The sequence below is a fragment of the Alkalimonas mucilaginosa genome (assembly GCF_036327005.1).
GTDB classification, from domain to species: domain Bacteria; phylum Pseudomonadota; class Gammaproteobacteria; order Enterobacterales; family Alteromonadaceae; genus Alkalimonas; species Alkalimonas mucilaginosa.
This window is the reverse complement of record NZ_JAUGZK010000007.1, coordinates 155521-180625: the sequence shown is the minus strand read 5'-3', so window position 1 is coordinate 180625 and position 25105 is coordinate 155521. Positions and strand designations below refer to the sequence as shown.

At 51.2% G+C, this 25105-nt stretch carries 23 protein-coding genes; 20 read left to right on the top strand and 3 right to left on the bottom strand.

Annotated features, from left to right (window positions below; genetic code table 11):
* The first annotated feature begins 12 nt into the window (after positions 1-12).
* The 7 genes from glpK to QWF21_RS11385 all read left to right on the top strand — a co-directional run bounded on the left by glpK (position 13) and on the right by QWF21_RS11385 (position 7998).
* Complete coding sequence (gene glpK / locus QWF21_RS11415) at positions 13-1491, top strand: glycerol kinase GlpK (RefSeq protein WP_330088177.1); 1479 nt, start codon at positions 13-15, stop codon at positions 1489-1491.
* A 72-nt stretch (positions 1492-1563) separates the two neighbouring features.
* Positions 1564-1782 carry a hypothetical protein gene (locus QWF21_RS11410; protein ID WP_330088176.1) on the top strand — a complete coding sequence of 73 codons (219 nt, stop codon included), beginning with the start codon at positions 1564-1566 and terminating at the stop codon, positions 1780-1782.
* A gap of 175 nt (positions 1783-1957) precedes the next feature.
* The gene (locus QWF21_RS11405; protein WP_330088175.1) at positions 1958-3247 is read left to right on the top strand and encodes an NAD(P)/FAD-dependent oxidoreductase; all 1290 of its coding nucleotides are present in this window, start codon (positions 1958-1960) and stop codon (positions 3245-3247) included.
* Between the two features lie 379 nt (positions 3248-3626).
* Entirely contained in the window at positions 3627-5714 is a 2088-nt protein-coding gene (locus QWF21_RS11400) for a TonB-dependent siderophore receptor (protein ID WP_330088174.1), read from the top strand.
* A 93-nt stretch (positions 5715-5807) separates the two neighbouring features.
* Positions 5808-7361, top strand: a complete 1554-nt coding sequence (locus QWF21_RS11395; protein WP_330088173.1) for a PepSY-associated TM helix domain-containing protein — start codon at positions 5808-5810, stop codon at positions 7359-7361.
* Positions 7358-7708, top strand: coding sequence for a hypothetical protein (locus QWF21_RS11390; RefSeq protein WP_330088172.1), 351 nt, complete (start codon positions 7358-7360; stop codon positions 7706-7708). The genes QWF21_RS11395 and QWF21_RS11390 overlap by 4 nt, the downstream gene beginning before the upstream one ends.
* The gene (locus QWF21_RS11385) at positions 7705-7998 is read left to right on the top strand and encodes a DUF3325 domain-containing protein (protein WP_330088171.1); all 294 of its coding nucleotides are present in this window, start codon (positions 7705-7707) and stop codon (positions 7996-7998) included. The genes QWF21_RS11390 and QWF21_RS11385 overlap by 4 nt, the downstream gene beginning before the upstream one ends.
* 74 nt (positions 7999-8072) lie before the next feature.
* On the opposite strand, the gene hxpB is transcribed toward QWF21_RS11385, so the two are convergent.
* Both hxpB and QWF21_RS11375 read right to left on the bottom strand, forming a co-directional pair.
* A complete protein-coding gene (hxpB, locus tag QWF21_RS11380; RefSeq protein ID WP_330088170.1) occupies positions 8073-8732 on the bottom strand; it encodes a hexitol phosphatase HxpB in 660 nt (219 codons plus the stop codon).
* The gene (locus tag QWF21_RS11375) at positions 8710-8958 is read right to left on the bottom strand and encodes a hypothetical protein (RefSeq protein ID WP_330088169.1); all 249 of its coding nucleotides are present in this window, start codon (positions 8956-8958) and stop codon (positions 8710-8712) included. Before QWF21_RS11375 ends, hxpB begins: the two co-directional genes overlap by 23 nt.
* Positions 8959-9247: 289 nt before the next feature.
* Between QWF21_RS11375 and QWF21_RS11370 the strand changes: the two genes are divergently transcribed.
* The 12 genes from QWF21_RS11370 (at position 9248) to QWF21_RS11315 (ending at position 23169) form a co-directional block, all read left to right on the top strand.
* Positions 9248-12220 carry a TonB-dependent receptor gene (locus QWF21_RS11370; RefSeq protein WP_330088168.1) on the top strand — a complete coding sequence of 991 codons (2973 nt, stop codon included), beginning with the start codon at positions 9248-9250 and terminating at the stop codon, positions 12218-12220.
* Positions 12221-12363: 143 nt separating this feature from the next.
* Complete coding sequence (locus QWF21_RS11365; protein WP_330088167.1) at positions 12364-13929, top strand: tryptophan halogenase family protein; 1566 nt, start codon at positions 12364-12366, stop codon at positions 13927-13929.
* Between the two features lie 37 nt (positions 13930-13966).
* A complete protein-coding gene (locus tag QWF21_RS11360) occupies positions 13967-14704 on the top strand; it encodes a SapC family protein (RefSeq protein WP_330088166.1) in 738 nt (245 codons plus the stop codon).
* A 16-nt stretch (positions 14705-14720) separates the two neighbouring features.
* On the top strand, positions 14721-15734 hold the full coding sequence (locus QWF21_RS11355; RefSeq protein ID WP_330088165.1) for a cupin-like domain-containing protein: 1014 nt from the start codon (positions 14721-14723) through the stop codon (positions 15732-15734).
* Between the two features lie 38 nt (positions 15735-15772).
* The gene (locus tag QWF21_RS11350) at positions 15773-17263 is read left to right on the top strand and encodes a tryptophan halogenase family protein (RefSeq protein ID WP_330088164.1); all 1491 of its coding nucleotides are present in this window, start codon (positions 15773-15775) and stop codon (positions 17261-17263) included.
* Positions 17264-17265: 2 nt separating this feature from the next.
* Positions 17266-17976: a DUF6445 family protein gene (locus tag QWF21_RS11345; RefSeq protein WP_330088163.1), complete on the top strand. Its 711-nt coding sequence runs from the start codon at positions 17266-17268 to the stop codon at positions 17974-17976.
* Positions 17977-18047: 71 nt separating this feature from the next.
* The gene (locus QWF21_RS11340) at positions 18048-19376 is read left to right on the top strand and encodes a GH1 family beta-glucosidase (RefSeq protein ID WP_330088190.1); all 1329 of its coding nucleotides are present in this window, start codon (positions 18048-18050) and stop codon (positions 19374-19376) included.
* A 49-nt stretch (positions 19377-19425) separates the two neighbouring features.
* On the top strand, positions 19426-20748 hold the full coding sequence (locus tag QWF21_RS11335; RefSeq protein WP_330088162.1) for a glycoside-pentoside-hexuronide (GPH):cation symporter: 1323 nt from the start codon (positions 19426-19428) through the stop codon (positions 20746-20748).
* Between the two features lie 54 nt (positions 20749-20802).
* Positions 20803-21804, top strand: a complete 1002-nt coding sequence (locus QWF21_RS11330; RefSeq protein ID WP_330088161.1) for a LacI family DNA-binding transcriptional regulator — start codon at positions 20803-20805, stop codon at positions 21802-21804.
* Positions 21805-21887: 83 nt separating this feature from the next.
* Complete coding sequence (locus QWF21_RS11325; RefSeq protein WP_330088160.1) at positions 21888-22208, top strand: ArsR/SmtB family transcription factor; 321 nt, start codon at positions 21888-21890, stop codon at positions 22206-22208.
* 1 nt (position 22209) lies between these two features.
* Complete coding sequence (locus QWF21_RS11320) at positions 22210-22689, top strand: SRPBCC family protein (protein WP_330088159.1); 480 nt, start codon at positions 22210-22212, stop codon at positions 22687-22689.
* 51 nt (positions 22690-22740) lie between these two features.
* The gene (locus QWF21_RS11315) at positions 22741-23169 is read left to right on the top strand and encodes an SRPBCC family protein (protein WP_330088158.1); all 429 of its coding nucleotides are present in this window, start codon (positions 22741-22743) and stop codon (positions 23167-23169) included.
* A gap of 39 nt (positions 23170-23208) precedes the next feature.
* Here the strand turns inward: QWF21_RS11315 and QWF21_RS11310 are convergent, their stop codons facing one another.
* The gene (locus QWF21_RS11310; RefSeq protein WP_330088157.1) at positions 23209-24165 is read right to left on the bottom strand and encodes a helix-turn-helix transcriptional regulator; all 957 of its coding nucleotides are present in this window, start codon (positions 24163-24165) and stop codon (positions 23209-23211) included.
* 248 nt (positions 24166-24413) lie between these two features.
* Between QWF21_RS11310 and QWF21_RS11305 the strand changes: the two genes are divergently transcribed.
* The gene (locus QWF21_RS11305; protein WP_330088189.1) at positions 24414-25043 is read left to right on the top strand and encodes a glutathione S-transferase family protein; all 630 of its coding nucleotides are present in this window, start codon (positions 24414-24416) and stop codon (positions 25041-25043) included.
* Positions 25044-25105 lie beyond the last annotated feature (62 nt).

Below are 25105 nucleotides of genomic sequence, written 5' to 3'. Positions count from 1 at the left end.
GAGGTTTTCAGCATGTCGGATTATATTATCGCCATCGACCAGGGCACAACGTCTAGCCGGGCTGTGCTGTACAACCGTCAGTTGCGCCCACTGGCCAGTTGCAGCGAAGCGTTGCCGCTAAAGTATCCCCACACGGGCTGGGTAGAGCAGGATCCGGAGGCAATCTGGCAAAGCGTGCTCCATTGCATTCGACAGCTGCTGCAACAAAACGACATTCTGCCCGAGCAGGTCGCAGGCCTGGCCTTGACCAACCAGCGGGAAACTACCTTGCTGTGGGAGAAAGCCAGTGGCAAAACACTGTACCCGGCGATTGTCTGGCAAGACAGACGCACCGCGGATCGATGTCAGGCACTAAAGCAACAGCATGAAACCAGCATTCGCGCTAAAACCGGCTTGCTGGCCGATCCCTACTTCTCGGCCAGCAAACTGCAATGGCTGCTGCAGCAGATCCCCGGCGCACAGCAGCGCGCGGAGTCCGGTGAACTCTGCTTTGGCACAGTAGACAGCTTTTTGCTGTGGCGTTTAACAGCTGGCACAGTGCATGCTACCGATGCCAGCAATGCCAGCCGCACCCTGCTGTTTAATATTCATCAGCAATGCTGGGATCCGGATCTGCTGACTCTTTTTCAGATCCCAGCTCCCCTCTTACCCGAAGTCCGTGACAGTGCTGCCGACTTTGGCCATTGCAGTACCGGGCTGTTTGGCCATCCGATCCCCATCGTCAGCCTGCTGGGCGATCAGCAAGCCGCCTTGCTGGGCCAGGCCTGCGTCACCTCTGGCATGGGAAAAAGCACCTACGGTACCGGTTGCTTTGTGATGGTCAATACCGGCGCCCAGGCACTGTGCAGCCAACACCAGCTACTAAGTACCGTCGCCTGGCGTATTCGGGGCGACACTTGCTACGCACTGGAAGGCAGTATTTTTATGGCCGGCGCTACTGTGCAGTGGCTGCGCGATAAATTGGGCATCATTCAGCAAGCCAGCGATACTGAAGCATTGGCCGAGGGGGTCGACTACCAGCAAACCGAACTGCTGATCCCAGCCTTTACCGGCCTGGGTGCCCCCTACTGGCAGCCAGAAGTGAAGGCTGCCATCTTTGGACTGACCCGAAACAGCGGCAAAGCCGAGCTGTGCGCAGCCGCTTTGCGCAGTGTGGCCTACCAAACACAGGATTTATTGCTGGCAATGGCCGAAGATGGCATCCGGATTGCTGATTTACGGGTCGATGGCGGTATGACCGTGAACCACTGTTTTTTGCAGTCCCTGGCCGATCTGACACAACAGACCATCACCCCAAGCCAACACAGTGATGCCACTGCGTTTGGCACCGCATTTCTAGCGGCCTGGCAGCTGGGTTGGTACCCACAGCTCAGTGACGTTACCCTCTTGTGGCAAGGCTCGGCACAGTTCACCCCCAAACTAAGCAAAGTACAACAACAAAGCTGCTACCATTACTGGCGCACCAGCATTGCCCGCCTGTTGGTCAGTTGAGACTTGAAATCATGCCCAGCAACCCTAATGTACCGCATCTGTACCAAACCAATGAAACCAAGGCGTGCTGGCATGACCAACGACATTTGTTACCGCTTTCCAAACACTCAAATCGCCTCACGCTTTTTGCATGGACTGAAGCACTGGCCAGTGGCCGATGTTGCCACCCGGCTGCTGGATGGCGGCCTGGTGGTGCAGGTTCGCTATCAATTTGACGATCAGGGCTTTGATTACACCCTGGCAGAGCTGGATGAGCTGGCAGCCAAACATGGTGGCAGCGAAACTAGCTGAGTCCGAAGTAACCGCCTCCTTGCATTGACCCCGTACTTAGCTGCTTCTGCCTTTGCAAACACATAGTGTTACTAGCTTGAAAGGTTTATCATACCGCATCAATTGCTGCCACCTATGCCAATCACAAAGGCCGCTCCAGGGGAAATTATGATTTTAAAAAAAATGGAGTATCACCATGCAAACTATCCTGATTGTTGGAGGCGGCGCCGGCGGGCTTGAATTAGCAACCAAGCTGGGAAAAACACTGGGGAAATCCGGCAAAGCACGGATCACCCTGGTGGATAAAAACACCAGCCATATCTGGAAACCTCTGCTGCATGAAGTGGCCAGCGGTTCGCTGGATACCGACACCGACGGCGTGATCTACAGTGCCCACGCTGCCAGGCATCATTACCACTTCCAGCATGGCGAATTGATTGGCTTAGATGCCGGGCAAAAACACATTCGACTTGCGGCTATCTATACCGATGAAGGGGAGTTACTGGTTGCCGAACGATCCCTCCCCTACGATACCCTGGTGCTGGCGATTGGCAGTGTTAGCAATGATTTCAAGACCCCGGGTGTAAGCCAGCACTGTTACTTCCTTGATTCCGCCCCGCAAGCGTTACGCTTTCACCGGGCTTTAATGAACAACTTTGTCCGTTTCAGTCAACAAAATGATGACCGGGCACTGAATATCGCCATTGTCGGCGGCGGGGCTACCGGGGTCGAATTGGCCGCCGAGCTGTATCATGTGGCCGCCCTGGCCAAGCGCTATGGTTTATCCGGTATGAGCGCCCAAAAGTTGAAAATTCATCTGCTGGAGGCAGGTCCCAGCATTCTGCCTGCACTGCCCAAGCGTATCGCCGATGCAGTCCGCAAAGAGCTCAGTTTGCTTGGGGTGGAAGTACTGGAAAACACCAAAGTCAGCGCAGCCACTGCCGAAGGCTTTATCACGGCCGATGATCAACTACTTAGCGCCGAAATGATGGTGTGGGCGGCTGGGGTCAAGGTGCCGGATTTCATTGCCCGACTTGGCATCTTTAAGCTGAACCGCTTGCAGCAAATTCTGGTCACGCCGGAATTGAAGGCCAAAGGACAGGAAGCCATTTATGTCCTTGGTGATTGTTGCGGTTTCCAACAACAGGATGGCAGATGGGTGCCTCCGCGCGCTCAATCAGCTCATCAAATGGCCAGCCTGGTGGGGCAGAATATTGTGCGACAACGCCGGCAAAAGCCGCTCAAAGCTTTTGTCTATAAAGATCACGGTTCACTGGTCAATTTAAGCCGCTACAGTACCGTCGGCAACCTGATGGGCAACCTGACCGGCAACAGCATGTTTATTGAAGGCAAGCTGGCGCGCTTTGTTTATATCTCCCTGTATCGCATGCACCAAATTGCCATTCATGGCTGGTGGAAAGGTATGCTGCTGGTACTGGTGGAAAAAATGAACCGGGCTGTGCGGCCTAAACTCAAACTGCATTAAGCCTGCATCCTCAAATCACCCGCAGTAACTGCGCTTTAGCAGAGTTACTGCGGCCTGGTTTGCTCTGTTTTATCAATCTCACCGCATCGTTTGGTCACTTTAAAGACATAATAAATCTAAATAAAGGTCATCACTTCCTTGCTTAGCGTTGAATTTTGCCCCGCCAAAATATAGAATGGCTAATGATAATCATTTTTATTAGCAATACTAACCATGGAGCTGCAGCTTGCGCAATCATCATCGCCATTTCGATTACAACCTATCCCATTCTATAACGCACAAAATAAACAGCGATGGATCTAACCAAAACCTATCCAGTAAAGTTGCTGTATTGTCATTTAGCCTGACAGTTGGCCTGACCTGCTTACCAGGCATTTTGATGGCCTCACAGATGGCTACCACCGAAAGTGCTCAGCAAACCGAATTTTTGGTCGAAACTATCCATGTAACTGGACAGACACTTCAGCAAGGTACACCAACCCGCTTACCCCTGACAGCGCGGGAGATTCCTCAGTCAATCAGTGAAATATCGACTGAACTGATGAATGCAGCTAATATGCTTAATATCAATGATGTGATGATGAACATACCAGGCGTTAACGTCACCTTATACGACAGCCAACGCCCACTCTACTTTGCCCGTGGCTTTCAAATTACTGATTTTCAGGTCGACCACATTCCGACTTACAGTGGAAGTACAAATCAGGAATATGACACCGCTTTGTATGAGCGCATTGAAGTTATCCGCGGAGCCAATGGTCTATTTTCTGGTGTCGGCTCCCCATCAGCCACCGTCAATCTGCTGCGCAAAAGGCCGGGTTACGAACCAAGAGCCTCTCTTTCGGCGAGTCTTGGTTCCTGGCAAATGCGGCGCGCTGTAGCCGATGTTTCCACCCCACTGAATAACAGTGGCACTGTCCGGAGCCGTTTTGTCCTGGCTGGACTCGACACCAACAATTATCTTGATCGCTATCAGGAAAAGAAACTGGCTGGTCTGATTATAACCGAAGCAGACATAAGCGATCGCACCACTCTCACTCTGGGAGTGCAAGGACAGGATAATAAACCCGAAGGATCCACCTGGGGCTCGATTCCCATTTTTGCAACCGATGGCAGTCTGGCAAAGCTTCCAGTATCAACCAGCTATGCCCCAGACTGGACACACTGGCAACGCCAGACCTATAGCCTGTTCACCGATTTAAGCCATGATTTTGACAATAATTGGCGCCTCAAGGCTGCTGTCAATCGAACCCAAGGTGATGTATCAAGCCTGCGTGTTTATGCGACCGGTTTTCCGGATAAAGCCACTGGTAACGGTTTAACATTGCTGGCCAGTGTAGGGGCGGCTGAAGATAGCAGAACCAGCCTCGATTTGTATCTGACCGGTAGTTATCTGGCATTTGGCCAGGAGCATGATTTAATCGCTGGTCTGACGCTGTCAGAGCTGGAAGCCAGAACAGATATTTTCAGCTCTATTGCAGATTGGTCATACCAGGTGCCAGATGCCTGGAACTATGATGGTTCAGCGCCAATGCCGGAATACAGTAACACTGGAGCCTATCGCCAGGCCAATACCAAACAACGAGGATTCTATCTTGCCAACCGCTTCAGGTTGCATGAAAACTGGTCACTGGTAGCAGGTGCCCGAATCAGCAGCTGGCAAACCGCCACTGAAAACTTCGATGCAGAGGGTCAATACACCTCCACCACCGGTGCCTATAAAGTCAGTGACGAACTAACTCCTTATGTCGGCTTAATTTGGGATCTGTCGCAACAACATAGTCTGTATCTTAGTTATACCGATATTTTTAATCCCCAGAATTACAAAGATAAAAACAACAACTTACTGGCGCCAGTCGTAGGCAAAAATATAGAGTTCGGTATAAAAAGTAGTGTATTTGATGGACGCCTGGCTTTGAATGCTGCGCTGTTCAACACCCGTCAAGACAACTATGCAGTGCGGGACTTTAGTCAGCCAGACAACAGCCTGCCAGATGGCAGCTCAGCATTCCTCGGAGTGAATGGCACTGAAAGCAAAGGATTTGAGATCAGTTCCAGCGGCCGCCTTATGGCTGGCTGGATGCTGAATGCTGGTTATACCTATGTTGATACCAAGCGACACGGCAATGACCAGATCTGGACAAACTTACCCAAACACTCTGCGCAGTTATCTAGCCACTACCAGTTCAGCGGAGCCCTGGCGAACCTGATGCTGGGCGGAGGCTTTAACTGGCAAGGGGAAACCGTCGGTTATGGAGTCAAGCATCCGATAGAAACGGCTGGTGTTACTTTCCGGCAAAAAGCATATGTGCTGACCAATCTGTATGCCAGTTGGCAACTTACCGACCGCATAGGCAGTACTTTTAGTGTGACCAACCTATTCGACAAAGTGTACTGGACCAACATCGATTTTGCCAACTATGGCAAACCCCGGCAACTGACGCTCAGTGTCCGCTGGCAGTATTAACATTTAGAATGCCCTGATGCTACCTGACTCTGGAGCCCGCTACCAAGCTGACCAGAGCCAGGTAATATCACAACAGATGGAATAGAGCGTACCGTGAAATCAAGATTTATCGATAGCATGAACTGGCTGCACACCTGGGCTGGCTTAGTGGTAGGCTGGGTGTTGTTTGCCGTATTTTTAACCGGTACATTGGCCTATTTCCAACACGAAATCAGCCGCTGGATGCAACCTGAGCTGCCTGAGACTGCCAGTTCAGAGCAGGCTATCCTTCATGCTCAGCAGTACCTGGAGCAATATGCAAGTGACGCTGAACGCTGGACCATAGTCCTGCCTGGCGAACGTGGCATGACCACCAACTTATTCTGGCAGCCTGCACCGGTCATCAACGACGGCGATCAGCCCCGCCCACGCTTCCAACAAATTAGCCTGGATGGAACAGGTCAGCCTGCGGTATCTAGAGATAGTCGTGGTGGGCAGTTTTTCTATCGTTTTCATTTTGATCTACATTATATCCCAGTAATCTGGGCTCGTTGGATTGTGGGGTTTTGTAGCATCTTGATGTTACTGGCATTGATTTCTGGTGTCGTGATCCACAAAAAAATCTTCAAAGACTTCTTTACCCTGCAATGGTCAAAAGGGCATAAAAGCTGGCTGGATGCCCATACTTTAACTTCAGTACTGGCTCTGCCTTTTCATTTGATGATTACCTATACCGGGCTCGTCACCCTGATGTTTTTGTACATGTCACTGGCTATATCCGCCAATTACGACAACAGACAAGCCTTTTTTAATGAACTGGGCCGCAGCAGTGAGGTTGTTGCCAGTGGTATCGCGAGCCCTTTGCAACCACTCGGCACTATTCTGGACGATGCCAGAAACCAATTGGGTGGCGCAAACATCAGCTTTATCAATGTTATTCAGCCGGCTGATCAAGCCTCGGTGGTGGAGCTGAGGGAATCCCCAACAGCCAGCTTGACCGCTGGTAGTCGACTGCTGCGCTACTCTGGAAGTACAGCAGAACAATTGCCCAACCAAACCACACCTTCTGCACCTGAAAAGGTTCGCCAGACGCTTATCAATTTGCATGCTGGTCGTTTTGCCGAACCTATGCTGCGCTGGCTCTACTTTCTTTCAGGCTTAGCCGGTACAGCGATGATCGGCAGCGGACTAGTGCTCTGGTCTGCCCGCCGCAGCGCAAAAGCAGCCAGCAACACTTTTGGTCAGCAGTTGGTGCATAGCCTGAATGGTGCGACCTTGCTAGGCCTGCCATTGGCTATAGCTTTATATTTCTGGGCAAACCGCCTGCTGCCTCTGCAATGGGAGAATCGGGCAGAAACAGAAATCAAAGTGTTTTTTGCCGGTTGGCTACTGATGTTAATTTACAGTCTGGTGCGTGATGCAAAATATCTCTGGCGGGAAGGTCTCATCATTCTTGCCAGCGCATTTCTGCTATTACCAGGCCTCAACCTGCTGACCAGTCAACACCACCTTGGCAATAGTTTGCTATCGGGCCAGAGAGTCTTTGCCGCCGTTGATCTTTGCTTCCTGTTAACCGGTATACTTTGCTTGCTAAGTGCCGGAGTATTGTACCATCGTCGGCAAACAGTACCCATGGCAGCCTCTGTAATTCAAAGGGGGAAAGCATGATAGCCACAGACCATACAAAGACTGCAAAGGCGGCCAGAAAATCCAGCAGCAAGTTCTCCTTTACGACCATACTTTCTTTAATCTGGCGCCTGTTGCTGGCAAGCCTTGGCGGTTACCTCTGCACCATCGCCGTCATTAGCCTGTGCGCCCGCCTTGGCCAGCTATGGTTGGGATGGACATTTAGCAACAGCTTAATGGGCGCTATACTGCTTAGCTTTTTGCTCTATAGCCTGCTGATAATAGCGGTGATCGCCAGCCGTAAGTTGTTGAGTACCAGCATCTGGCTAGTACTCCTGACAGCGACTTGCTTCGTGCTGAATTATTGGCTGCAAGGAGGCAATGCATGATGTTCAATACGCTGGTGTTTGCTCTGATACTCTGGTCATTCGTTCTACTGGCCCAAGCCATGGCAAGGCATGGCAAACAAATCTGGGGAAAGGCCCTGTCAGCAAGCGCTGAAAAGCGCAGCCGGCAAGCTGGGGCCGGACTATTGCTGCTGAGTTTTACGTTGCTGTTCTTCTGGCTGGACTTTGCCACTGCCCTACTGCTCTGGCTCGGCTATTGCACTGTCGCAGCCTTGATTATTGCTTTATTGCTAAGTTATCAGCCAGCATGGCTGAGGTGGAAACGAATGTAATCAGTACAAAGCTTGTGGGGTTCACCTGCAAGTATTTTACGGCTACCATGTTGCGGCCGCAACGCTGCTCATAGTTACCGCAGCGGCAATGACCAGCTTGAAAAATCAAATTCACTCAGACACCTTATTTTGGCATCGGCAATGGCAAATTTTTCATGCTGCCATTCTTCGGCTGCCGGAATCGCGATCACGGTCATACCCGCGGCTTTGGCCGCACTGATACCGGTATAAGAGTCTTCAAATACCAGGCAGTCGGCGGGAGCTACCTCCAGTTTACTGGCAGCCAGCAAGTAAATATCCGGGGCTGGCTTGCCTTGTGCCACCATCTCGACACAACAGTGTGCAGCAAAATAATGCCGAATGGCTAAAGTATCGAGGGTGGTATCCATCAGGTACTGCGATGAATTGGTAGCCAGCGCCGTCGGCAACTGTTGCTGTTGTAATTGCTGCAATAATCGCAGCACCCCTTTCTTGGCCTCGCCCCGGCTGGCTATGGATTGCGCCACCTGGGAAATCACTGCCGCTTCAGTATCGGCCAGGCTTACACCTTGCCAGGGCGATTGCTGGTACCAGTATTCGGTAACAGCCCGGGTAGTCATGCCCGCAGTTTGTTTGGTTTGATGCGGTTGCAATGTTACGCCAAGGCGGCCAAACACATCCAGCTCGGCCTGTTGCCACATAGGCTCGGAGTCTATCAGTACTCCATCCATATCAAAAATTACTGCTTTTACCACTGTGCTCTCCTGCTAAAAACTGCACGCCAGAAACCAACGCATGCAACAGCCATTTTACAACGCATGCCGCCATAATCACAGCTTGCCTGTGCTGCCAGTTAGCTGCGGCAAACTCCCCACGAACCACCCAAGCTGATGCATCAGAGTTATGCGCCAGCACATAGTTCAAGCAAACGCATGCATAAACAGCCAAGTTAAAATGACAATGTAAGCGCTTCCAAATCATTTAATTAATCACCCACTCCACAGACAATGGCCCCGCTCCAAATTGCACAATAAAAAATCAAAACCACCACCCAAAGGACGTTGGGAAAGCCAAAAAATAAATCACTTCTAATTGATAAATAAAGACTTTTAAATATATCGCTTATAAATTAATCTTTTTGTATTGACGACTGAAAAAAAATCACCTAACTTTATGAAAGCGCTTACAGTTGAGTCTTGAAGTATTGGCCACCTGTCTGGCGACTACTTTATTAAAAACAAGAACCAAATATTGTCGACAGGGAATTAACATGAAACCGCACACTTTTAGAAAGACCAGACTGGCTACCAGCTTATCTTTAATTCTGGGTATGGGCGTCTCACTACCCAGCCTGGCTCAGGATGCCCTGGCTGCAGAGCCAGCTACAGATATCGAGGTGATTGCCGTAACAGGTATTCGTGGCAGCTTAACCAACTCTATGGCCGTTAAACGCAGTTCAACCGGTATCGTTGATGCCATTTCAGCAGAAGATATCGGTAAATTTCCCGACACCAATCTGGCAGAATCGCTGCAACGGATCAGTGGCGTGTCCATCGATCGCGTCAATGGCGAAGGCAGCAAAGTGTCTGTTCGGGGCTTTGGCGCCGACTACAATCTGGTCACACTCAATGGCCGACAAATGCCGGTCACAACCGGCTCACGGTCATTCGACTTTGCCAACATCGCCTCAGATTTAATCAGCGGGGCTGAAGTCCATAAAACCAGTTTCGCTTCCAACCCAACAGGTGGTATTGGTTCCACCATTGATATTCAAACATTGCGGCCACTGTCGGCCGGTGGTGACAGAGCTCTGCTGAGTATTGCCGGTGTGCATGACACCTCATCAGAACGAGGCTCATCGATCACACCAGAGCTTTCGGGCATTTATTCAACAACCTTTGATAATAATAAGTTTGGTGTGTTGATTGCAGCCAGCTATCAGGAGCGTGACAGTGGCAGTCAACAAGCCAACGTGGGTACCGGCTGGCGTAGCTTTCCCGGGATCACCGACAATGATTGGTCAGGCGATAATGCCGACTGGGGGGGCGTGCCACAGCAAAACCAGGTGAACCGTCCGGGCCCGAATGATGTGTATTCAGTACCACAAACCACCATATACAAATTTGAAGAACAGCAGCGGGTACGTACCAATGGTCAGTTAGTGCTGCAATATGCGCCGACCGATACCCTCAAAACAACGTTGGATTACACCTATATGCGCAATGACATCGACACGCAATACAACGACGTGTCGGCGTGGTTTACCTTTGCCCCATCACAAAACGTCTGGACTGACGGGCCAGTTGCATCACCACTGATTTACTCTGAAACCTATGATACGGCAGCAGACCTGTCGATGGCCGCAGGCGATTATGGCGTGCGTAACCAAAGTGGCTCGCTGGGTCTTAACATCGAATGGCAAGCCAGCAATGCGCTGAAACTGACCTTTGATGCCCATCAATCCACAGCCGAGTTCAAACCGAATAATGCCTTTGGTTCAGATAATACCCTGAGCACTGCTGCATTTATTCGCACCAGCGCAGCTACAGATTTCAGTGGCGCCCGGCCCTTGCTGTCTGTCGGTGGCGGCAACAGTGTACAACCGTCCGATATGATGGTGACCGGTAGCGTATTTGGTAACGCCACCAATAAATCTGAAATCGGTCAATATCAGTTAACCGGTGAATATGTGTTTGAGCAAAGAGGCAGCATTGATTTTGGCATCGCACTGAACAATGTGGATAACCGCTCCCGCTCCGTAAATGTCCAGCGTAACGATTGGGGTGGTGTTGGTCAGGCCGGCGACTTTGACGAATCGTTCTTTCCGGCAGAGACCATTCAGGATAAATTTAGTACCAGCACCGGTGATTTCTCACTGGCACCCGGCCAGACGTTCGAGGTGCTAGATCGTATTTTCATGTGGAACTTTGGCATGCTAAGAGATCGGGCTGAAATGTTATACACACCAGCCGGGTATGTGGGTGCGGGAGATTGCGGTACCGATTTTTGCCCATCGACGGACTACGCCAGCGACGTGGACCGTTACACCAAAGAGAAATCACAGTCGGTGTTTTTACAGTACAACTACGAGTCCGATTTCAATGGCCGGCAGTATGATTTCCATATTGGTATGCGTTACGAAAAAACCAACGTCACTTCTACCTCTGCGGTAGCCAGCTACGATGGTGCCAACTGGATTGCTGAAACCGAAATTGAATTGCAAGCCAGCGGCCTGCGCGAACTCCAGACCCAAAAAGGCAGCTACAATTACTTCCTGCCAAGTATTAATTTCAATATTGAAATCATTGACGATGTGATATTGCGCGCCGCCTACAGTGAAACCATTGGCCGCCCAGACTATGTAGCCATTCAAGGGGGTACCGTGGTGAACACCCTGGCCAACCGCGGTGGTGGTGGAGGCTCAGCGGGGAATCCAAGCCTGCTGCCACTGGAGTCAAAAAATATCGACTTCTCGGCCGAATGGTACTTTGCTCCCTCAAGCTATGTCTCTGTGGGTTACTTCCGCAAAAACACCTCCAATTTTATCAGCAACACCGTGGTGGAATCGACGATTTACAATATTCCTAACCCGGTCAATGGCCCTAAATATGCTGAAGCTATAGCTGCGGTCGGTTCAGATGCACAGGCTATCCGCAACTGGATTTTCGCCAATTATCCGAATGCTCCGGGTGTTGATGTCGCCAATGGTGTGATCAGCGGGGTAGCCGGCGAAGACAATGACCTGGTGTTTAGGATCGACACCCCATCAAACAGCAGTGTATCTGAAGTCATTGATGGCTGGGAGTTTGCCATTCAACATGTGTTTGGCGACTCTGGCTTCGGGATACTTGCCAACTACACCCTGGTGAACAGTGAGAATGATTACAACAACTTTATTCTGGCAGATCAGCCGGCTATCCTGGGGATCAGTGATACGGCGAACGCAGTGTTGTTTTATGAAAAAAATGGTTTTCAGGCTCGTATCGCCTATAACTGGCGGGACCAGTTCTTAAGTTCACGTGGCCAGGAGACCGGTGCAAATCCGCAGTATACCGAGGCTTATTCCCAGATTGACGTGTCAGCCAGCTATGACTTGCCAATGGTACAAGGGCTAAGCCTGTATGTGGAAGCATTAAATATCACCAATGAATACCAACGTATCCATGGCCGCGCTAAAGAGCAGGTATTAAGCCTGGTGGAAACTGGCCCACGCTACAGCATTGGTGCCCGTTACGTGTTCTGACCAGATGGCGCTACCCAACAAGGCCATAGCATTATGGCCTTTTATTTACCGATAACTTCAATGCTGCCAGCAGATACGTTATCTTGACTATGTTCTGCATAACAGCCAGGCCCTGACCAGGTCTTCACAGCGGTAATGATCAGATGGATACAGTGATTAAACAGATAGTGATTGTCGGTGGAGGAACCGCAGGCTGGTTAACTGCGGCCATACTGGCTGCTGACCACAATGCCGATCAGGGACGCTTACTCACGCCTGCCACGCTGCAGATTACCCTGATTGAATCGCCCGATATTGCCTCTATTGGTGTAGGTGAAGGCACCTGGCCGTCCATGCGCAACACACTGCAACGTATTGGCATCAGCGAAACCGATTTTCTAAACAGCTGCGATGCCAGCTTTAAGCAGGGTTCGCAGTTTATTAATTGGTGCACGAACACCACCGATAGTTATTTTCATCCTTTCAGTCTGCCGATAGGCACAGCCGAGATGGCTATTTGCCCATATTGGTTACCTTTTCGCCAGCAGGTTGCTTTTGCTGACGCCGTCAGCCCGCAACCCCGGCTCTGTGCGGCCGGCCTGGCACCAAAGCAAATTTCCACCGCCGAATACAGCTTTATCAATAATTATGGTTATCACCTGGACGCCGGAAAATTCAGTAACCTGTTACAACAACATGCAACTGAGAAGCTTGGTGTACACCATGTGAAAGCGCATATAGCGCAGATCACCAACAACGCCAACGGTGATATTGCGACTCTCGTTACCGCAGATGGCACGGTAATAAGTGCCGACCTGTTCATCGATTGCAGCGGTTCGGCTTCGCTCCTGCTAGGCAAACATTACGCCGTGCCTTTTGTCCCGCAACAACACCGGCTATTTAACGATTCAGCCCTGGCGCTGCAAGTACCTTATGATCAGCCTGATGCCGCTATCGCCTCCTGTACCGTCTCTACCGCTCAGCCCTCTGGCTGGGTGTGGGACATAGGGCTGCAGTCACGCCGCGGTGTGGGCCATGTGTATTCCTCCGCCCATTGCTCTGACGAGCAGGCCGAGCAACAGCTGCAGCGCTATTTGCACCAATCCGGGGTGACCAATACCGCCCAGCTTAACTGGCGCAAACTTAGCTTTAAGCCTGGACACTACAACAAATGCTGGCACCACAATTGTGTCGCTATTGGGATGGCAGCCGGTTTTATCGAGCCGTTGGAGGCATCTGCCTTAGCCTTGGTAGAGTGGAGCGCCAACTACCTTTCTGCCCAATTGCCCCTGCCCGGCTCCTTGCTAACGCTGGCTGCCGAACGGATGAACCAGGCTTTTACCCGGCATTGGCAGCAAATTATTGAGTTTTTAAAGTTGCATTATGTACTGAGTAAACGCAGCGATCATGCTTACTGGCATGATCATCGTGAATCCTCCAGCATACCCGAGCCGTTGCAACAGTTGGTGCAGCTATGGCAACACAAAGTACCATCAGCTCAGGATATTACCCACAGCGATGTGCTGTTTCCGGCGGCCAGTTACCAGTACATTGTGTACGGTATGCATATGAATACCCAGCCTTATAGCCACTTAAAGCCATCGCTGGTGCAACAAGCCGATCAGTTATTTGCTGAAAACGCCAAGCGCAGAGCCCACCAGGCGGCGGCATTACCCGATAACCGGCAGTTACTGAACAAAATACGCCAGTATGGCTTACCACCTATTTAACGAATAACAATAATAACCTACGCAACAGGATAGAATGATGAGCAAGCATGTACTACTAAACAGCGTCGAGCATCTGGATCTGAAAGTCATCACCAGCCGCGGCGCTGAATTTGGCGACAATGTCTGGTTTACCCCGACGTTCCCGCAAGAATTTCGCAGTGTCCAGGCGCATTACCCGATTTTCTTCCATAAAGATGCCGCCACCGGCCAGTTTTTTTCGGTGGCGGTATTTGGCTTTACCCACCAGGAAAACCTGTTTTTACAGGACAACAACTGGCAGGGGTATTACCTGCCACTGACCGTTCGCCGCCACCCGTTTTTAATTGGCAAGCAAGCGGTAGTCGAAGACGGGGTCGAGCACATCCAACATATGATCCATCTTGATCTGGACAGTCCGCGGGTCAACAAAGAGCAGGGCGAAGCACTGTTCTTACCGCTGGGTGGCAGCAGCCCCTATCTAGACGACGTATCCGCCATGCTGCAAACCATTCATCAGGGCCTGCAGGACAACACGGCCTTTATCGATTTATTGCTGCAACACAAGCTGCTGGAATCGTTCACCCTGGATATTCAGCTGGATGACGGCAGCAAACACCAGATGATGGGCTTTTATACCATTAACGAAGACAGCCTGGCGGCATTACCTGCCGAGGTGTTGGCTCAATTACATAACCAGGGCTATTTAGAGGCCATCTATATGGCGATTGCGTCACAGTCGAATATCCGCAGTCTGTTGCGGTTAAAAAACCAGCTGAACGCCAGCACTGTGGCTTAAGCGGAAGGTAACCACCATGACCGCAGCCCTCACCCCGATAAAAACCCTGCCGGCTTGCGACAGTGCCAGCTTGCAGCAGATCATTGCCACAGCCACCACGCCACTGGTGTTTCAACAGCAATGTTTACACTGGCCGCTGGTACAGGCAGGGCTAGACAGTGCCGCCGCCGCGGCTGATTATCTGCGGCAATTTTATCAGGGTGAGCCGGTCAATGCCTGCTTAGTGCCTGCCGGGCACCAGGGCCGAGTGTTTTATAATGAGGATTGTACCGGCTTTAACTTTCAGGCCGGTAAAGTTGACTTTAACCAGTTTCTTGACCGCCTGCTGGCACAGGCAGCGGATGACGCCAGTACATGGTATATGGGCTCCACCGACATTCAGCGCTGGTTTAACGGCCTGGCCAAGGAGAACAGCATTGTCTTGCCAGGTATCACACCGCTGACCAGCCTGTGGATTGGTAACCAGTCACGGATCGCGGCACATTATGATTTTCCGCATAATCTGGCCTGCAATGTGGTTGGCAGCCGCACTTTCACCCTGTTTCCACCGGAGCAAATTGCCAACCTCTATCCTGGCCCGATGGAATTTGCCCCGGGCGGCCAGGACATTAGCATGGTCGATTTCGAGCAGCCCGATTTGCAGCAATTTCCACGCTTTACCCAGGCGTTGGCAGCAGCCCAAACCGCCACGTTAGCGCCGGGCGACGTATTATTTATTCCCAGCATGTGGTGGCACCATGTTAAAGCGTTAACACCATTTAATGCATTGCTCAGCCATTGGTGGCGCGATACACCGGCCTATCTTGGCCGCCCTAACAATGCACTGTTGATGAGTATCCTCAGTTTACGCAGCTTGCCTAAAGCCCAGCGCCAGGCATGGAAAGCCATGTTTGAACATTATATTTTTGACCATGATGAAGTATCGCAGCAGCACATACCGGACGCTGCCCAGGCCATGCTGGCCAAACCTATTTCCGAGCTGCAGGCGCGCCAGCTGCGCGCTGATCTGCTTAATAAACTCAAGCGTTGAACCGCCATGATACCAACAGACACCAGCAAGGGGGCAGCATGAACGAAGCGCAGCGGATTAAAAAAGTAGTGATTGCCGGTGGCGGCACCGCCGGCTGGATGACCGGCGCAGCGCTGGCCAAGCTGATGGGGAAATCCATCGAGGTGGTGCTGGTAGAGTCGGACGAAATTGGCACGGTCGGCGTGGGTGAAGCCACGATTCCAACCCTGCATATTTTTCACCGGCTACTCGGCCTGAAAGAAGCGGAGGTCATGGCCGCGACCAATGCTACCTTTAAGCTGGGGATCGCCTTTGAAAACTGGCACGACGTCCATAAAAACTACCTGCATTCTTTCGGCTATTTAGGAAAAGATTGCTGGGCCTGCGGCTTTCAGCACTTCTGGTTGAAGGGGCAGCAACGAGGTATTGCCGCCGACATTGGCGACTATTGCGTAGAACACCTGGCTGCGCGGCAAGGGCGCTTTGCTGTACTGCCGAATCAGGATCTGAACCATGCCTATCATATGGACGCCTCACTCTATGCCAACTACCTGAGAAACATCGCACAGCAACATGGTTTAAACCGGATTGAAGGCAAAATTGCCCGTGTGAAGCAGCACGATCATGGCGATATTTCCGGGCTTGTGCTGCAAGATGGCCAGCATATTGATGGCGATTTATTTATCGACTGCACCGGCTTTCGTGCCTTGTTGATTGAACAAACGCTAAATACCGGCTTTGATGACTGGAGCCACTGGTTACCCTGCGATAGTGCTATTGCGGTACAAACCAAAAGCGTGGCCCCCCCCCTGGCATACACCCGATCCATTGCCCGCCAGGCCGGCTGGCAATGGCGTATTCCGCTGCAAAACCGGGTGGGCAATGGTCTGGTGTACTGCAGTAAATACTTAAGCGATGCCGACGCCAGACAAACTCTGGTCGATAATCTGGAAGGCGATATGCTGACCGAGCCGCGACTGATTAAGTTTCGCACCGGTACTCGCCGTAAACACTGGCAAAAGAACTGCATTGCTATCGGCTTATCGTCGGGTTTTCTGGAGCCATTGGAGTCAACCAGCATTCATCTGATCCAGCGCAGTATCATTCGCCTGCTGCAAATGTTTCCAGCCCAGGGCATTCAATCGGCCGACGTGGCCGAGTTTAACCGGCAAACTGAAATCGAACTGCTGAATATCCGCGACTTTATTATTCTGCATTACAAAGTCACCGAGCGTACCGACACGCCGTTCTGGCGCTATTGCCGCTCGATGCAAGTGCCCGATTCATTGGCCCATCGTATCGCGTTATTTCAGCAAAGCGGCAAAGTGTACAAGTTTGCTCAGGAGTTGTTTGGCGAAAGCTCCTGGATCCAGGTGATGCTGGGGCAAGGCTTGCAGCCAGCGCAGTATCATCCGATTGTTGATGCAATGTCCGATGACGAACTGGCCAGCTTTTTACAGCAGATCCAGAGCAATGTGCAGCGCAGTGTCGCCAAATATCCGTCGCATCAGGACTTTATCCGGCATTACTGCCAGGCTGTGGCAAACTGACCATGCAGACGACTGACTTTGCAATAAACCCCACGCTAAGGCCCGAAGTGATCTATCTGGGGCAAGAGCGTACCCCTTTGTTGATCATTGATGATTTTGTCAGCGATATTACAGCACTGCGCCAACAGGCCCAGCAAAGTGCGTTTAATCCTGATCACACAGCTTATTACCCGGGTTTGAAAGCGCCATTACCCAAACACTATGTCGCCGCCACCCTCACCACCCTGTATCCACTCATTTATGATGTGTACCAGGTACCAAAACAGCTGCGGCTTAAGCCACAAAACCTGTTTTTTGCGCTGATTAATCAAACCGAAGACACATTACAACCACTGCAATGCCTGCCGCATTTTGATACGGCAGATGGTCATTACTTTGCTTTTTTACACTACTTAAACCCACAACCACACGGCAGCACCGGTTTTTTCCGGCATAACCCTACCGGCTATGAGCGCATCAGCGAGCAGCGCCGGCAGCACTACTTTAACGCAGCACAGCACTTTATTGACCAGCATGGTAACCCCGCACAGCAGTACTTTGTTCAGAGTGATGCCCATTTCGAGCTATACCACCAGGTGCCTTACCAGGCCAACCGGCTGATTATCTACCCGGGCAACCTGCTGCATTCTACCTTGGTGAATACCAGCACCGATATTGACAGCTCACCGATCAGCGGGCGACTTACCGCCAATATTTTTACCAGTTTTTTATAAGCAGCAGCGGGCACCAGATGCAAGGGCACGCTAAATCGATTGACTTAACGCAAAATGAAAGCGATTACATTATGGCATACACTTTACCAGCAGCATCAAAAATGCTGAAAAAAGACTTTATCTACGGCGTGGCAACGGCCTCGTTTCAAATTGAAGGTGACTCCGCATCCCGCTTGCCTTGTATCTGGGATACCTTCTGTGCCACCCCCGGCAAAGTCCGCGATGGCTCCAATGGCGATGTGGCCTGTAACCACATCAATTTATGGCAGCAAGACGTTGAGCTGATCAGCTCGCTGGGGGTAGATGCTTATCGCCTGTCCATTTCCTGGCCCCGGGTGATGCATCAAGACGGCAGCCTGAACCAGCACGGCGTTAATTTTTACATTGGCTTACTCGACGCGCTAAAGGCAAACAATATCAAAGCCTTCGTCACATTGTATCACTGGGATTTACCGCAATACATTGAAGATAACGGCGGCTGGTTAAATCGGGAAACCGCCTACTTGTTTCGCGATTATGCCGATAAAATTACCCGGGCATTGGGTGACAGAGTCTATGCTTACGCCACCTTCAATGAACCCTTTTGCAGTTCTTACCTGGGGTATGAAACCGGTGTTCATGCCCCAGGCCTGGCCAAAAAAGCCTATGGCCGCCAGGCTGCCCACCATATTTTGCTGGCGCATGGTTTAGCCATGCCGGTACTGCAAAAAAACAGCCCGCACAGCCTGAATGGTATTGTACTGAACTTTACTCCGGCCTATGCCCATAGCAATAGCGCAGCCGATATCACGGCAGCACGGCTGGCAGATGAGTATTTTAATCAATGGTATATCAAGCCACTGTTTGATGGTGCTTACCCGGACAGCTTTGCGCTGTTGTCTGATGAAGATAAACCGGTTATACAGGATGGCGACTTTGCCATTATGCAGGCCCCGTTGGACTTTTTGGGGATCAATTTTTACACCCGCACTGTGTATAAGGCTGCACCGGACAAGGCCTTTACCGAAGTCGATATGGTCAATGCGGCCAAAACCGATATTGGCTGGGAAATTTACCCGCAAGCCTTTACCGATTTACTGGTCTCGTTGCATACCAAGTACCCGTTGCCACCAGTGTATATCACCGAAAATGGCGCCGCTATGGCCGATACACTAAGCAATGGTGTGGTGGACGATCAAGACCGCATTGACTACTACCAGCAACATTTGATGGCAGTGCACCATGCCATAGAGCAAGGCGTAAATATTGCCGGCTATTTTGCCTGGAGCCTGATGGACAACTTTGAATGGGCCGAAGGCTACCTGAAGCGATTTGGCATTGTCTATGTGGATTATGCCACCCAGGAACGCACCATTAAAAACAGCGGTATTGCCTATAAAAACCTGATTACCTCACGTTAATCAGCAGAAAAACAACAAAACAACACCAGACAACAGGGGTAAGGTAAGCATGGTTAGCATCAGAGAGAAAATGGCTTACGGGCTTGGCGACACAGCAAGTAATATCGTATTTCAAACCGTTATGTTGTTCTTAACCTTTTTTTATACCGATATTTTTGGCATTTCGCCGGCTTTTGTCGGCACCATGTTTTTACTGGTACGCTGTCTTGATGCCATTACCGATCCACTCATGGGGGCCTTTGCCGATCGCACCCAAAGCAAATATGGAAAATTCCGCCCTTATTTGCTGTGGTTTGCACTGCCCTTTGGCGTTATCAGCGTGTTGGCGTTTACCACGCCCGATTTTTCAGATACCGGCAAAATGATTTATGCTTTTGTCACCTACACTTTGCTGATGATGGTGTATACCGCTATTAATATCCCTTATTGTGCCCTGGGTGCGGCCTTAACGGCTGATCCGAAAGAGCGGGTGTCGATACAATCCTATCGTTTTGTCTTTGCCTTTATTGGCGGCGTACTGGTGTCGGCCTGCACCTTGCCATTGGTCGCCTACTTCGGTCAGGGGGACAACGCCAAAGGCTATCAGTTGACTATTTTAGCCATGAGTACCTTAGGCGTACTGATGTTTTTGCTCTGCTTTTACGGCACCAAAGAACGGGTGATCCCGCCGAAAGAGCATACCGGCACCTATCTGCAGAACTTCAAAATTCTTTGGTTAAACGATCAATGGCGGGTTCTGGCGCTGGCTACCTTGTGCTTAATGAGCGGTTTTGTGCTGCGCACCACTCTGGCCATTTACTACATTAAATACTACTTGCTAAAGCCCGACAGTATCTCGCTGATTATTACACTAGGTATGGTTGGCAGCATTATCGGCTGTTTGATGGCGCAGCCACTGGCAAAGCGGTTCAGCAAAATTAAACTGTATATTGTTATTCAGCTACTGGCCGGTGCACTCTGTGTTGCCAGCTACCTGGTCGCGGATACCAATGTGGCACTGGCTATTGCGCTGTATGTGCTATGGAATGCCGTGTTTAACACTGGTACACCGCTGCTGTGGGCCAAAATGGCAGACACGGTCGATTACGGCCAATGGCGCACCGGCATTCGAACTACTGGTATGGTCTATTCATCCATTGTATTTTTTATTAAGCTGGGCGTTGCGGTGGGTGGTGCTTCAGCAGGCTGGCTGTTAGCGGGTATGGGTTATCAGGCGGGTGCAGTGCAAACCGAAACCACCCGGGCTGGTTTATTATTGGCATTCAGCCTATACCCGGCAATAGGTTCCGTGATTGTGGCCGTGGTAATGCGCTGGTACGTCCTGACCAATGAAAAAATTGGCCAAATCAGTCAGGAGTTGAAGCAGGCGTAACAGTAAGCCTGTACTATGACATCTTTAGTTCAATAGCGAGTAACTGCAAATATTATGGCAACCATTTACGATGTGTCCCAGCTGGCTGGCGTGTCTTTAGCCACCGTGTCCAGAGTGATCAATAAAAACACCAATGTCGGGGAGAAAACCCGGCAAAAAGTGTTAGTTGCTATGGAAAAGCTGGGCTATCGGCCAAATACCTTTGCCCAGTCGTTGGCGTCCAGTTGCTCTAACAGTGTTGGTGTGTTGGTATCGCAGTTGGACGGCCCCTACTATGGTCCGATGATGGCAGAAATAGAAGCCGCACTCAGAGCAGAAAATAAACATGTGATCATCGCGGTAGGTCATAGTGATGCCAACCAGGAAAAGGATAGCGTCGAGTTTCTGCTGGATCGTGGTTGTGACGCCTTAATCCTGGATGTCGAAGCCGTATCCGATGAATACCTGATTGACCTGAGCAAAGGCCCTACCACCATTGTATTAATTAACCGCTATATCGAACAAATCAGCGAGCGCTGTATTTATCTGGAAAATGAGCTGGGTGGCTACATGGCCACCAAACATCTACTGTCCCTCGGGCATCGTCACATCGCCTACATTTCCGGACCAGCGAAAAAGCATGATGCCATTGAACGTTTAGTGGGTCATAAACGGGCGCTGAGCGAACTCAACATCGAATTTGACCCTAAGCTGTGCTTCGAAGGAGATTACCGCGAAGAAGGTGGTGTCGATGGGATGACCTATTTGCTCACCCAGCGCCAGCACAAGCCCTTTACCGCAGTAGTGTGTGCCAACGACCAAATGGTATCCGGCGCCATCTCGGTGTGCTTAGAGCGCGGCATGCGCATCCCGCAGGATTTATCTTTTGTCGGCTATGATAATATTCCTTTCGCCCGCTATGTGTCCCCTAAACTTACCACCGTAAATAACCCCATTCACGAAATGGGCAAGATGGCAGCCTTATGGTTGTTAAAAAATCTGTATAACAAAAATGTTGAGGTAAACAACGTTTTTATGCCAGAACTGATTGAGAGGGAATCATCCATTTCGACCTGATTCCCTACGCCTGCCACAACCATATTCAAAACAATTGGTGCATAACATTTGACATGCAACCGAATGGTTGCATAATTAAAGCTATGACATCAGACGCACACGACATTTTTAAAGCGCTGGCCGATCCCTGCCGCCGCGAGCTGCTTGATCGCTTAACTGAAGAAAACGGCCAGACGCTCGGTTCGCTCTGTGAGCGCATGGCCATCAGCCGTCAGGGCGTCACGAAGCATCTGGCACTACTCGAAGCCACCAATCTGGTGGTGGTGGTTTGGCGCGGCAGAGAAAAACTGCATTACTTAAACCCAGAGCCAATCCAGCAGATCTATCAGCGCTGGCTTGGCAAGTTCGAACCGCAGCGACTGCAAGCACTCGCCACCTTAAAACAAGCTCTGGAGGACAAATAACATGACCACCACAAACTTTGTCTATGTTACCTATATCGATACCAGCCCAGAGCAACTGTGGCAGGCACTGACCAGTGCAGAGTTCACCCGGCAGTACTGGGGGCAACGCGGCATTGAATCCAGCTGGCAAGTCGGTGCTGTGGTGCAACTGCTAAAAGAAGACGGTTCACTGGATTGGTCTGGACAGGTGCTGGAAGCAGAGCCTCCCAGACGCTTGTGTTACACCTTTCACCCGGCCACCGATGATGAGATGCCTGGTTACCAGGGGCAAAGAGTGGACCTGACCCGGCCTGAACAACCATCCAGAGTGACTTTCGAGATAGAGCCATACCTGGGCAAAGTAAAGCTGACCCTGACGCATGATCAGTTTGAACCGGGCAGTAAAGTGCTTCCGGGGGTGAGTAACGGCTGGCCAGTGATTTTGTCTGGTCTTAAATCGTTGCTGGAAGGCAACGCATCCTTGTTCCCCGACTGGCGCTAACGGCGACGAATGCCCCAAAACACAATCCACACCATCACTACCGGAGCACCTATGATCAACATTGAACAGATTCAGTACATCAAAGCACCCGCATCGCAGGTGTATCAGGTGCTCACCACAGCGGCTGGTTTAGCCGCTATCTGGACAAAAGAGCTGACGTTTAGCGCCGAGCCTGGTGCCATCAATGAATTTCGGTTTGGGGATGAAACACCCACAAAAATGCAAATCACCGCCCTCACGCCGAATCAGCGTATGGACTGGCTTTGTCTGGATTCAGATCCTGAATGGATAGGTACCCGTGTTTGCTTTGAACTGCAAGAGAGCAATGGCAAAACCGCCGTCACTTTGCAGCATGCCGACTGGCGGGAACTCACCGACTTCTATCGGTTTTGTAACTACAACTGGGCCATCTTTTTACTGAGCCTGAAACAGTATTGCGAGTCTGGCGAAGGCATTAATTTTCAGGCCCGCAGCTTTTAACTTCCGGGCCCTTGCAGCATCAACTTGGCATACCGCCACTCAATGCGCATGACCAGCCAGTCGAAGCAAACGCTGAGCCTGCTTGTTAAGCGCTTGTTTCAGCTCCGGTGGCTCCAAAATGGTGAAATCAAACGGCAATTGGCTGAGCCAGAGGGCGATGCAATCGCAGTTGTCGATTTGAAAGCTCAGCAGCAAACCACCGACCTGAGGTTTTAACAAGGAGGCAGTTAAGCCGAGCTGCTCGGCAGCCGTGGTTAAGTCGGTATGCAGCATGACTTTTACCGACAAATTACCCGGCATCTGATTCAGACTGGCATTAAAATGCTCTACCGCATTAAAGTTCGCCGGCCGGGTAAAGGTCTGCTCCAGCAATACCAGTTGCTGAATACGATCCAACCGGAAAATACGCAGATCCTGGCGCAGATGGCAGTAACCGCTCAGGTACCAGTGCTGACGGCGAAACAGCAAGCCATAGGGATCCACCCGCCGCTCTACCGGCTCGGTATGATAGGACGCATAGCGGATCTGCACCGCACGCTGCTGCTCCAACGCATCCAGCAACGGCGATAATGGCAGCCCCCGACTGGCGGCTGCAGGCTCCGGCAACATCAGATTGATGGTATCGGCAATCAGTCGGGTACGGGATTTCAACTTCGCAGGCATCACCCGTTCCAGTTTCGCCTGCACACTGCTGATAGCCGCTTCCGTCTCGGCCAGGTTTAACTTTTTCGCGGCCAGCAAACCAAGTGATAACGCCAGGGTTTCTTCATGGGTAAACATCATCGGCGGCAATTTGTAACCAGCCACCAGCATATAGCCGCCATCGCGCCCCTGCTCTGTGGTAACCGGTATGCCCAGTGCTTCCAACGCCTGAATATAGCGCCGCACCGTGCGCTTATCCACGCCAAGCTGCTGCGCTATCTCAGTGCCGTTTAAACGCGGATGCGATTGCAACAGCTCCAATAAGGTCAATACCCGCACCGTAGGGCCACTCATAACACCTGCCTTGTCGTCATCCAGCCGCCTCCACTGCCCGCCATTACTTGTGAAAATAACCGCTGCTTTTGTAAAGCAATCACTGTACTTTATGAATGCGATAAAAATACAACTATAGCCGAAAACTAGGACGTATTCTGCCCTATATGGGTCGTATTCTTTGCATCAGCGGCAAAACCGCCACACTGCCAGGCCAGCTCACTGACCAGGTGCAAAAGTTACCAGCAACAAGGAATACCACAATGGCAATGCACGAATTAACCTTATACACCAACCCCAACTCCCGCGGCCGTATTGTCCGCTGGCTACTGGAAGAACTGGGAGTCCCTTACCAGGTGAAGTTACTGCAGTACGGTGGTGACATGAAGTCCGCCGACTTTCTGGCGCTGAACCCCATGGGCAAAGTACCGGCACTCACCCACGGCAATGTGGTGGTCACCGAGGCCGCCGCCATCTGTGCTTACCTGGCCGATCACTTTGCCGATAAGCAACTGGCACCCGATCCACAAAGCCCGGAGCGGGCGGCCTACTATCGTTGGCTGTTCTTTGTTGCCGGGCCACTGGAAATGGCAACCAGCGCCAAAGCCTACGACTGGCGCATTGATGCTGACAATGCGCCGGCAGTGGGTTCTGGTTTTTATCAGGATACAATCAATACACTGGAAACAGCGTTAGCCAATGGCCCCTATATCTGTGGTGAGCAGTTTACCGCCGCCGATGTCTATGTGGGCAGCCATATTATGTGGGGCCTGATGTTTAAAACCATCGAGCCACTGCCAGCCTTTTTGGATTATACCGAGCGGTTAAATGCCCGGCCGGCAGCCATCCGGGCCAATCAACTGGATGATGCGCTGCTGGAAAAAACCACCCAGGGCTAAGCCTTGCTGATGCAAACCGCCCCCTGTGATCGGACGCTCATGGCAGCTTGTCATAGCGTCCT